Origin of the sequence: Paenibacillus pini JCM 16418, assembly GCF_000576305.1 — a bacterium.
Lineage (GTDB): Bacteria > Bacillota > Bacilli > Paenibacillales > Paenibacillaceae > Paenibacillus_AQ > Paenibacillus_AQ pini.
The window spans coordinates 1-8733 of the sequence record NZ_BAVZ01000042.1 but is presented as its reverse complement, the minus strand read 5'-3'; the positions used below and the strand labels follow the sequence as shown (position 1 = coordinate 8733).

Here is an 8733-nt window from a genome sequence, read left to right as displayed (position 1 = left end):
TCAATTCTAAATTGATCAAAAATAAATCTTTCCAATCTCATATTTATATCTCCTCTTTTGAGTTAAATGGTCATTTTATATTCTTATCTCATGTTTTCTTTTGATATAATTATTTCACCTTCATTAACTAATTGTGCTTGTATCTCTGTATATAGACTCATATTGTAGTCTTTATGTGTAATAACAACTCTGTAACTTCCGATTCTCAATATGTCTCCAGTAGATAAAAATTCATGATAAAAATAATAGTCCTGTTTATTTTCTGTAATAGTCAAATGATAATTAGTTTTTTTCATGTGTGTTACCTTCCATTAATTTTTTAAGAAACTGTTCTGCGTTGTATCTAAATCCTCGACCTTGAGAATATTCATAATCCTCTATCTTCTGCATAGCGTCTCCATATGCTGCTATTCCTGTTTTCTTTTCAGGTAATCTCCTTTGTAACTGATTCAATGCTCTGCGTTGTAGAATGTCTTCTGGTGTATCTGGAAGACAAGCAACCCAGACCTTACATTTAATGTCTTCACCAAGATTGATTACTACCCATTTACCATACATGCCATCATCTCCTATCATTCTGGTTAAAAGCATTATTTCATGCTCAGTTATGCATATCTTGGCGACAATTCACCTTGAGCTACCTTTTCCGCAATTTGATTTAGTAGCCATTCATAATTACGATCAATTAATTTCTCGGCTTGGGTTACTGCATCTTCTTTCAATCTATAATTTTTTACAACTGCCATTCCAGATTTTGCTTCAGTAACATTCCAAGTTTTATCATCATTTCTGTGAGTAAAACATTCAATATCTTTAATCATAACTTTACGTCCCTCAACTTCTTTGAAAGTGTTCCCTTTAACAATAATAAAATATGTATCATCCATTTAAATCACTCCACTTATCATATTTTTAATGCTGTTTAAAATTCTGATTTTTTGTATTATCATCTGTTTTTGCTAAGTAACTTTTCATTAGCTTTTAGTTGTAAATGAAGCGTGTCATTAACAAAAACAGATAAATCAATTGTTTTTCTTATCTTCCAAAACCATTTAATATTAATTTTTTATCACTCCATTTCATATATTTAACTCTTGAATACATATTATCACGTCAATTTACAATTGTAAAGTATATTTATAATATTTTTCATTTTTATTTATTGTTTTGATCACTTTTCATAATCGCTAGATGAACAAAGTAACCCATTTCTATTATTAATTTTAATCATATATGCAACAGGTGGAAGTCCTTCTTGTTTATCCATCAATCTATTCCAAGCAGGATTAGCTCTGAATCCTTTTTGTTTACCTCCTTCATAACTGCCACGAACTAATAAATTCTCCATATCTGATCCCGTGCAAACAAATTTTCTAACTTCTCCGCTTTTTAGATATACAGCGTAAATTTTTCCCACTTCAAAAAATTCATTATTATGTTTCATTGCAAGCAGCCTCCTAATGTATTAATGTTTGATTTTCTCTTTCGTTGTCATTCTCTCCTTTTATATTCATGTACGAAAGTAACATTTTATAACTCTTCTACAAAGAGATTTGGATAAATATTATTCAAAATCCTCCAACTCTATGATCCAAACGCCATGCTCATATTTCGCCTTGAGCTTACCTGATTCACACATACGCTGAACTGTTCGAATGCCTTTTCCGGTTTTTAGGGCGTATCCTTTTACAGTTGTAACACAGTCCAGCGGTGTTACTTTCCCAATAATAAGAAATCCCAAACCCCAGTTTTCTGGTATATTTCGATTACTTTATTAATTCTATTTAAAACATAATCCTTCAATAAATTATCACCAAAATCATTCAATTCGTTCTCAATAATTTCAAGTTTTGTTTTATAATCACTCTTAAGTTTTCCGTCATTCATTAGCTTTTTAATTAGTTTGGACGCTAAATCTTTTGCTAAAGGTTTGTTAAAGCTTTCGGTTTGTTTTTGATTTAAGAAATAGAGTGTTAATTTTTCAGAGAAAGGTTTAAATTCAGGGATTTCAATGTCCAATCCATTTTTAAGTATTTGAGTTATCATCATTTTCCACAACCACTTCAGGTCTCAATACGGATTCAGGGGTTATTACTTGCTCTTCTTGCTCATTCCACGCAATGTATATGTATGGCTTTCCTAATTCGTCTTCTTCAAGTCTGATCTTTTTTATAACGCTGTCCATTTTTAATCATCCCTCTCAATTATTTTGTCGTATGTACGACCGTTATACTTATCTTATCCTATTGTCGTATGTGCGTCAATGCTTATTTGAAATTTATAGATTTAAACTTAAAGCAGCAATTTCATGTTACATTTACATACTCATGGAACGACATCATAATAAAAAAAATAAGCAGATAAACCACCGCTTATTCAACAAATAATTCATAAGACTATTTCAGTTCAGTTTTTCTTTAATATCTAGAAATACTCTTTGTTTAAACTTATCTTCTGTACCGATTATAGACCCCTGCTTTTCACAGCAAACGGCAATAGCTTCTTTTTGTTTAATGACACCTAGTGGTTCAATATTAGTTGTCTTTTGATAAACGACATCTCCGTCCATACTGAGGTACGCCCAATGATAGACTTCTGTTTCAGATCGATTTGCTGCCAATTCGTAGACTCTACTAATTATTTTATGGGTATTAGCTTCATTCTGTGTTAAAACTATATCTAAAGCCTTTTTAAAGGTCTTACGGTCAAATTCTTCAAATCTTTCATTTACACCAAGATATGCAAGATGACTATTAGCTTGATTCAAACTATAGCAGTTTATTGAGTTTTGCATAACTCATTCACGCACTGAATCAATAATTTTACTGGAATATTCTTTTTCAGCTTCAATATAATCCTCAAAATCAAACATCAATGTTTCTACTCGTTCTTCCCATAGGACTACACAAGGAACTAAATAAATAGGGTGCTGAAAACTGATTTTCATAAGATCCTCCTTGAAAATATAATTGTCACAGGATATTAAGAATCGTTTCTATGGTTATCATATCTTAATCCATCACTAGCTCGCTTTAATTGTCTCAATAATCTCTATGGTCATCCTTCTTATGGCTTCAATAGTTCTTTCATGTTCCCCTCTAGTAATATCTTCAGGTACATCTTGTTCAAATAAAACAACTTGCTGTTCTATCAATTTAACTGCATTTTGTCTACCATCATTATAGTTCATGAACAATAATTTTATCAATTCAATAGCTTCTTCCTCGCTCTGAAATGGAATGCCAAACCCCGAAATCGTTACATTATCGCTATTGACTAACTCTACGTAATACTGTTCAAATTCGTGGTATATCTTATATATAAGTCCGTCACTTCTTTGTTTGCTATACATCCGTTTATCCCATCCTTTATTATAAATAATGGGTACACACTTCGACATAATATGCAGTAAATCCTCTAATGTTATAAAAACATAATCCAATTAAATGAAAAGAGAGGTTAAAAGTGATAAATCAAAGCTTAAGTATTCATTATAATATTGAAATAAACATTTTTAAGCCCCTTATTACCCTTGTGTTAACTTAATGCTGCTTTGTATTTATCTAAGATCAATTTATACAGTTCCAATATTTAAATTTATTATAAAGTATTCATCATCTTTATTTAATAACCACATCATATTCAAAAATAGTGATTATATAACTTTAATCTCCATACTCTAATAACCTCCAGCCTTTCCATTGTTGAAGTGAGTTCTTGCGCTTACCTTGCATGGAGTATTTTATTTTACTTATGCCATCCAAGCTTGCCTTACCGTACCATCTAACATATCCTCATGTTCTCGTAACCAATTCTTAAGGTTACGACATTTGTATATTTGACCGTCTGGTGTTTGTATGACCCACTCTTTGGCATGCATATGTGTCTCAAATCTACCAGTCAAAGGACTTTTGGATGCCATTTCGTTTGCCTTTTTCATGGCGGCGGTGTTTACTCCATCGGCAGCAAGTCGTTTCCTGTTTTCTACGGAACATAACGAACTGCACGTTTTATTAAGATTGCTTGGTGAATCTTGGAACTTCTCTCCACAAATAATACATAATTTATAATGAGATTTAAGTTTTGCATAGCATTTCATTGAGCAAGCGTTTTTGTTTCTTCCGAGTGGTTTATTACATATTGGACAAGTACTATTTAATAATGGTCTATTAGTGTCAATCATTTAACCATCACCCTATCAGGATTATCAATTAATATAATGTCTTATATCTCTAGCTCACTTTTAGCAAAAATTTTGTAAACAGGAACAAAAGGATAGTATTTTTTGTCTAATGCGACTGGATCACTACATATATCTCCGTTTATGTTTTCGTATACAAAAATACCGTCCTGCCAAATTCTTAATCTATTTAAACCTACATCGTATAGCACCTTTTTATCAAGAAGTAATTCTTCAGGAAAGTCAGCAACTTCATTTCCTTCAGTTTTTGAATAAATATCAACATAAATATCAAGAATTTTAGGTTCGATTTTATAATGTTCTTTTAACTTTTGAGTAATCTCTTGACAATGTTCTATTGTTACGATGTTATCTACTATTTTTGTTTTCACAACAGTTTTATTACCATCACTATCCTTCAGTTTATGTAAATTGCTATCAACTATTACCGATACTAAGCGCTCTCCTTGACCATGAAATTTCATCTCAAAACCTCCTGAATTTTTTAATGCACATGAAATCCAGTTTTCATGAGTAGTATTAAATGAATTTTTTAACTAGATCGATGTCAACTTTATATTGATTCTGTAGCTCTCTTAGTTTATAGATAAGCTCATGAACTAATTCCACAACTTCAAACGTAACATTATCTTCATCCCCTTCAATGAAACTGCACTCGTCTCTTTCATCATCGATGATATGAATAATATTATTACCATTGAGTATCTTATATCCCTCTTCGTCATGGCTACCCCATGTATAAATGGTTTCTTTAACTACCTTGTAAATTTCACCTTCTGTAACGTCTGGGTTGATTGAACTCACTATCTTTATATATTTTTCCATATTAATTATCTCTCCTTTAAAGTATGGTTGAAATGCCGTTTTTATTGATTCAGAAGACGGAATAAGTCTGTATTGATTCCCATTGTAGTAAAAGTAAGTTTCACTTCATTAAGTTGCTCAATCGTAAAATCAGAATAGTGTTTACCTCCGACTGTGACTTTATTACTTAATAAAAAGCATAATCGCGTTCAGTCTTTTCATTCCATCCACAATTGTATAATTGTTTTTAGTAATTGTGAAGGTAAAATCTTTAGGAGCCTCTAACCCATAAATTAAACTTCCTACATACACCGCTTGGTCGTTATCTGATCCAAATTCCTCTATAATTTGAAGACTATTGGTGTAATCTATTTTCATCATTTCTAGTTCCTTTACTATATCTGGTAAATTTATAGTCTTTATATTTTTCAATTCCATTGCTCTCATTCTCCTCATAAAATACTTGTTTTAAGCACTACTTAAAATATATCTCGCTGATATTAAGACCAATTGAACCTATATGCATATTTGCTGCCTATAGTCCTCCAATAACCCTACTTGAAGAACTCATACACCATTCTAGTGTGTTCCATTCTGTTTCATCTGTTTCATAATTCAGTCGGAATCTCAGCTCTTTAAGAGTTGGAAAGAAACTCCTTTTACGGGCTTTCCAGTAGTTGGACAATCAAACGAAATTGTTTCATATATTTCTTTAGCCTCATTCGTTATTATTGTCTGATTTATTTCCATCTACAGAGAACATTTTCATTACGTTCTTTTGCGCTTCTCTTTTTATTTTTCTGATTTTTTTACTCGTTGGATCTTCTCCAGATTCTAGAATTTTTATCATTTCCTCTACACCTTTTCGACTAATCTTTGGTTTATCCATTATATATTATCCTCTCAAGTTTGGTTGAAACGCCGCTTTTCTTGACCTGTTATTTGAACGTAATTACGATCTCAATTCCTGATTTAAGTTCCAATGTAATAACATCGCTATATTCATCGCGAGACCTTGTTATATTCAGAATTTTTTTAATTGGAATTAACAAATGTTGGCACAACGGATCTTCTGGGTTCTCAATAGAAACATAATCCTCTCTTTCTTCAACAACAATGTTTTCTACAACTGTATTCATATGAATACCATTACTTGTAAGCATTGAAAACAAAAGTGACTTCCCTTTAACTTCTTCAACTACGTCTTTAAAATTCATTTATACTACCCCTTTCTGTTATGAGATTAAATACTTGGTTCATCGTGTCATTCTTTGATAGGCCAATTAATTCGTGTTACTTCCATATATAATACATTCGCTTTAACAATTAGATCCCCTACTGCAATCTCGTAATACTGTTCATCCTTTTCTTTTTCTGAATCAATCACCTTCAATGTACCCATTATTCCTCTTTCGCCAAGATTCACTTTTAATAATCCAATAATATCACGCTGCAACGGCTTATCCTCAGTAATCAAGTGAATTATTTCTTCATTAATCATAAAATTCGTAAGCCATACTTTTTTCATGGTTAAACCACCGTTTCTTTAAATTGATAAAATGTTTCATACATTTCTTCCATCTCTATCACGATGAAAGACTGGTTTTGTTTACAATTCTTTTGTCTTGCAGCTATCTTCATAGTTGAAGTTGAAATCTGTTATAAGGAAACGGTCATTTAATTGCTATTATGTCTCTGCTTGCTGGCAGCTTCTATATAACTCTATCGGCATTCTGTTGCATTACTTAACTCCACTCAAAATTACCGTTATTAATTTCCTCAATACCCTCAATCATTTTTCGTGCAAATACTTTGATCATTTGTTCTCTGATGATCTTATTAATTTCATTGTAAGATTCATCCATGTTGTTCCAGCACTCCAAATTCTATCTTCATATAATCCGAAGTCGTTGATTATTTCTTTAAAACAGTCTGACTTATCAATTTGTAGTCCCTTTATTGGTTCAAACCAATCACCAGAATCATTTACTTGAAATTCAACATCTTCAAAAAGTGATGCTCCATCTTCAGGGAATTTTATTTGCAAGTATTCTTCAATTATAGCCTTATCGTATTCATGAAATAAAATCATCTCATCATCATTGTAACGGAATTTTTCGTGCCCTTTTTTAAGCAGGTTATGTATTTCTTCATACTTCTCTTCATTGTCACCAAAACCCAAATCATGTCCAAGTATATTGACCACTCTTAACATTTAAATCATCTCCCCTGTTATATTTTCTTGATCACCGTTTTGTAGTTTTCTGATATGAAGTATTTTATCTTAAACCATCTTGCCACACAAACCTTACAATTGTAAAGTGTTTTTATTATACAAAGTATTTTTTATTCTTGTTTATAAATTAATATTAGCTTCTTTTACTGCTTCTAACAATTTCATATCTATTACTCCAAAAGTGCTATTATCAAAGTATCGTAGACCTGAAACAATCGAAACAACTTTTCCAGCAATATCAATTATAGGCGATCCACTATTTCCTTGATATGTTTCAATATTAAATATTTTCACAACCGTTTCTCCTTCCCATGACCATCTTTCGCTATATTTTTTATCTATTAAAGTATCACTTATTGCCACACCCTCTCTAACTCTCCATAGTACCTGTTTTTTGTTGTTTGAAAAATATAATTCACTTATGCTTTCGTTGCTTAATACATCGTTAGAGTCTACGATAGGGTTGCCTATAACCTTATATTGTTCACCGTCTTGAATTTCATTGCTCAACTCGAAATAACAGTGATCTGTTTGATTAGTCTTTAATATAGCTATGTCGCTTTCTGGGTTCTCATAAATTACTTTCGATATTTTAGAATCAGATACGATCCCATCATAAATTGTTCTATAGAAAACTGTTTCTAGTGTCTTTTGATGACTATTAACGAGATGGTCATTTGTAACGATGTAGCCACCCTTGATAAAAAAACCAGTACCAACAATAAAATAGTTATCATTTTCAAACTTCGCAATAATATAAACCACTTTCTCCTTTTGCTTCTCCAATTCGGATTTTAAAACAATACCAGTAGTGTAATAAACCTTTTTTGATTCTTCAGCGTTTACAATAGTTGATGCGAATAATAACACTGAAATAGTTGTTATAATAATTACTAAAATGTTTTTATACATTAATAAATCACCTCTATTTATTATTTATAAAATTATTTATTGCCAATACCATTCTCTACAGATGTACCATAAAACATCATAACAACGCCTAAATTTATACCTAACCAAATTAATAGCCAGATCACACTGAACCCCCTCTTTTTATTAATAAAAATAGTAATATCAATAATTTTCATCCCTTTAATACTCCAACAAACTGACTATCTACAATAGTGGTCTTTGTTCTCTATCTTAACTCTTTCAAAAACTCTTCGCCATCTACCTTCATTTCTCCGTGTAAATTTGAATGAAAATAAACATTTATACCTGTTAAATCATCTTTTCTAGTTACGCGTTGTATTTGACCATCACCTAAAGTTTTGGTAAAGAGATGTCTTTTTCTCAGTAGCAAAATACATTCAAGCAAATCTTTTTCAATATTGGTAAGCTTCGGATTCATGTTCAGAATAATACCCCCTTCTTCTCTCTTAGATATATTATAATTGATTACTTTACAATTGTAAAGTAATAAAATAATTAATGTCATATTTTTATTCTATATTATTAAAAATGGAAACAAACTTTCGATTATCATCAATCT

20 protein-coding genes are annotated in these 8733 nt (G+C 31.2%); all 20 read right to left on the bottom strand.

The genetic code is table 11. The features are described 5' to 3' along the window. Positions 1-83: 83 nt before the first annotated feature. The 20 genes from JCM16418_RS25190 to JCM16418_RS22930 all read right to left on the bottom strand — a co-directional run bounded on the left by JCM16418_RS25190 (position 84) and on the right by JCM16418_RS22930 (position 8592). The gene (locus tag JCM16418_RS25190; protein ID WP_036653704.1) at positions 84-296 is read right to left on the bottom strand and encodes a hypothetical protein; all 213 of its coding nucleotides are present in this window, start codon (positions 294-296) and stop codon (positions 84-86) included. Next, positions 283-558, bottom strand: a complete 276-nt coding sequence (locus JCM16418_RS23000; RefSeq protein WP_036653702.1) for a hypothetical protein — start codon at positions 556-558, stop codon at positions 283-285. The genes JCM16418_RS25190 and JCM16418_RS23000 overlap by 14 nt, the downstream gene beginning before the upstream one ends. Before the next feature lie 47 nt (positions 559-605). Next, positions 606-887 carry a hypothetical protein gene (locus tag JCM16418_RS22995; protein WP_036653701.1) on the bottom strand — a complete coding sequence of 94 codons (282 nt, stop codon included), beginning with the start codon at positions 885-887 and terminating at the stop codon, positions 606-608. Positions 888-1171: 284 nt separating this feature from the next. Beyond that, entirely contained in the window at positions 1172-1444 is a 273-nt protein-coding gene (locus tag JCM16418_RS22990; RefSeq protein ID WP_036653699.1) for a hypothetical protein, read from the bottom strand. 269 nt (positions 1445-1713) lie between these two features. Next, on the bottom strand, positions 1714-2049 hold the full coding sequence (locus tag JCM16418_RS22985; protein WP_036653697.1) for a hypothetical protein: 336 nt from the start codon (positions 2047-2049) through the stop codon (positions 1714-1716). Next, entirely contained in the window at positions 2027-2185 is a 159-nt protein-coding gene (locus tag JCM16418_RS25185; RefSeq protein ID WP_156327255.1) for a hypothetical protein, read from the bottom strand. Before JCM16418_RS25185 ends, JCM16418_RS22985 begins: the two co-directional genes overlap by 23 nt. 216 nt (positions 2186-2401) lie before the next feature. Further along, the gene (locus JCM16418_RS22980; protein WP_148298904.1) at positions 2402-2767 is read right to left on the bottom strand and encodes a hypothetical protein; all 366 of its coding nucleotides are present in this window, start codon (positions 2765-2767) and stop codon (positions 2402-2404) included. 30 nt (positions 2768-2797) lie between these two features. Then, the gene (locus JCM16418_RS25180) at positions 2798-2947 is read right to left on the bottom strand and encodes a hypothetical protein (protein ID WP_156327254.1); all 150 of its coding nucleotides are present in this window, start codon (positions 2945-2947) and stop codon (positions 2798-2800) included. Between the two features lie 75 nt (positions 2948-3022). Beyond that, positions 3023-3352: a hypothetical protein gene (locus JCM16418_RS22975; protein WP_036653693.1), complete on the bottom strand. Its 330-nt coding sequence runs from the start codon at positions 3350-3352 to the stop codon at positions 3023-3025. A 399-nt stretch (positions 3353-3751) separates the two neighbouring features. Next, entirely contained in the window at positions 3752-3922 is a 171-nt protein-coding gene (locus JCM16418_RS24815; RefSeq protein ID WP_158442458.1) for a hypothetical protein, read from the bottom strand. 302 nt (positions 3923-4224) lie between these two features. Beyond that, positions 4225-4665 carry a hypothetical protein gene (locus JCM16418_RS22965; protein ID WP_036653690.1) on the bottom strand — a complete coding sequence of 147 codons (441 nt, stop codon included), beginning with the start codon at positions 4663-4665 and terminating at the stop codon, positions 4225-4227. Positions 4666-4720: 55 nt separating this feature from the next. Then, entirely contained in the window at positions 4721-5005 is a 285-nt protein-coding gene (locus JCM16418_RS22960; RefSeq protein ID WP_148298902.1) for a hypothetical protein, read from the bottom strand. A gap of 183 nt (positions 5006-5188) precedes the next feature. Continuing rightward, positions 5189-5443 carry a hypothetical protein gene (locus JCM16418_RS22955; RefSeq protein ID WP_036653686.1) on the bottom strand — a complete coding sequence of 85 codons (255 nt, stop codon included), beginning with the start codon at positions 5441-5443 and terminating at the stop codon, positions 5189-5191. 280 nt (positions 5444-5723) lie between these two features. Continuing rightward, on the bottom strand, positions 5724-5894 hold the full coding sequence (locus tag JCM16418_RS25175; protein ID WP_156327253.1) for a hypothetical protein: 171 nt from the start codon (positions 5892-5894) through the stop codon (positions 5724-5726). Positions 5895-5943: 49 nt separating this feature from the next. Further along, positions 5944-6222: a hypothetical protein gene (locus JCM16418_RS22950; RefSeq protein ID WP_036653685.1), complete on the bottom strand. Its 279-nt coding sequence runs from the start codon at positions 6220-6222 to the stop codon at positions 5944-5946. A gap of 47 nt (positions 6223-6269) precedes the next feature. After that, positions 6270-6533 carry a hypothetical protein gene (locus tag JCM16418_RS22945; protein ID WP_036653683.1) on the bottom strand — a complete coding sequence of 88 codons (264 nt, stop codon included), beginning with the start codon at positions 6531-6533 and terminating at the stop codon, positions 6270-6272. 288 nt (positions 6534-6821) lie between these two features. Continuing rightward, the gene (locus JCM16418_RS22940; protein WP_036653681.1) at positions 6822-7220 is read right to left on the bottom strand and encodes a hypothetical protein; all 399 of its coding nucleotides are present in this window, start codon (positions 7218-7220) and stop codon (positions 6822-6824) included. Between the two features lie 141 nt (positions 7221-7361). After that, positions 7362-8153: a S1 family peptidase gene (locus JCM16418_RS22935; protein ID WP_036653680.1), complete on the bottom strand. Its 792-nt coding sequence runs from the start codon at positions 8151-8153 to the stop codon at positions 7362-7364. A gap of 32 nt (positions 8154-8185) precedes the next feature. Further along, complete coding sequence (locus tag JCM16418_RS25170; protein WP_156327252.1) at positions 8186-8329, bottom strand: hypothetical protein; 144 nt, start codon at positions 8327-8329, stop codon at positions 8186-8188. Between the two features lie 50 nt (positions 8330-8379). Further along, positions 8380-8592: a hypothetical protein gene (locus tag JCM16418_RS22930; RefSeq protein ID WP_036653678.1), complete on the bottom strand. Its 213-nt coding sequence runs from the start codon at positions 8590-8592 to the stop codon at positions 8380-8382. Positions 8593-8733: the final 141 nt, after the last annotated feature.

Excerpts from the sequence above, each read along its gene's own strand:
- JCM16418_RS22950 (WP_036653685.1), bottom strand. The coding sequence starts at position 6,222 with ATGAATTTTAAAGACGTAGTTGAAGAAGTTAAAGGGAAGTCACTTTTG.
- JCM16418_RS25185 (WP_156327255.1), bottom strand. The coding sequence starts at position 2,185 with ATGGACAGCGTTATAAAAAAGATCAGACTTGAAGAAGACGAATTAGGA.
- JCM16418_RS22985 (WP_036653697.1), bottom strand. The coding sequence starts at position 2,049 with ATGATGATAACTCAAATACTTAAAAATGGATTGGACATTGAAATCCCT.
- JCM16418_RS22975 (WP_036653693.1), bottom strand. The coding sequence starts at position 3,352 with ATGTATAGCAAACAAAGAAGTGACGGACTTATATATAAGATATACCAC.
- JCM16418_RS22945 (WP_036653683.1), bottom strand. The coding sequence starts at position 6,533 with ATGAAAAAAGTATGGCTTACGAATTTTATGATTAATGAAGAAATAATT.
- JCM16418_RS22940 (WP_036653681.1), bottom strand. The coding sequence starts at position 7,220 with ATGTTAAGAGTGGTCAATATACTTGGACATGATTTGGGTTTTGGTGAC.
- JCM16418_RS25190 (WP_036653704.1), bottom strand. The coding sequence starts at position 296 with ATGAAAAAAACTAATTATCATTTGACTATTACAGAAAATAAACAGGAC.
- JCM16418_RS22935 (WP_036653680.1), bottom strand. The coding sequence starts at position 8,153 with ATGTATAAAAACATTTTAGTAATTATTATAACAACTATTTCAGTGTTA.
- JCM16418_RS24815 (WP_158442458.1), bottom strand. The coding sequence starts at position 3,922 with ATGGCATCCAAAAGTCCTTTGACTGGTAGATTTGAGACACATATGCAT.
- JCM16418_RS22990 (WP_036653699.1), bottom strand. The coding sequence starts at position 1,444 with ATGAAACATAATAATGAATTTTTTGAAGTGGGAAAAATTTACGCTGTA.
- JCM16418_RS22965 (WP_036653690.1), bottom strand. The coding sequence starts at position 4,665 with ATGAAATTTCATGGTCAAGGAGAGCGCTTAGTATCGGTAATAGTTGAT.
- JCM16418_RS25180 (WP_156327254.1), bottom strand. The coding sequence starts at position 2,947 with ATGAAAATCAGTTTTCAGCACCCTATTTATTTAGTTCCTTGTGTAGTC.
- JCM16418_RS22955 (WP_036653686.1), bottom strand. The coding sequence starts at position 5,443 with ATGGAATTGAAAAATATAAAGACTATAAATTTACCAGATATAGTAAAG.
- JCM16418_RS25170 (WP_156327252.1), bottom strand. The coding sequence starts at position 8,329 with ATGAAAATTATTGATATTACTATTTTTATTAATAAAAAGAGGGGGTTC.
- JCM16418_RS22995 (WP_036653701.1), bottom strand. The coding sequence starts at position 887 with ATGGATGATACATATTTTATTATTGTTAAAGGGAACACTTTCAAAGAA.
- JCM16418_RS23000 (WP_036653702.1), bottom strand. The coding sequence starts at position 558 with ATGTATGGTAAATGGGTAGTAATCAATCTTGGTGAAGACATTAAATGT.
- JCM16418_RS22930 (WP_036653678.1), bottom strand. The coding sequence starts at position 8,592 with ATGAATCCGAAGCTTACCAATATTGAAAAAGATTTGCTTGAATGTATT.
- JCM16418_RS25175 (WP_156327253.1), bottom strand. The coding sequence starts at position 5,894 with ATGGATAAACCAAAGATTAGTCGAAAAGGTGTAGAGGAAATGATAAAA.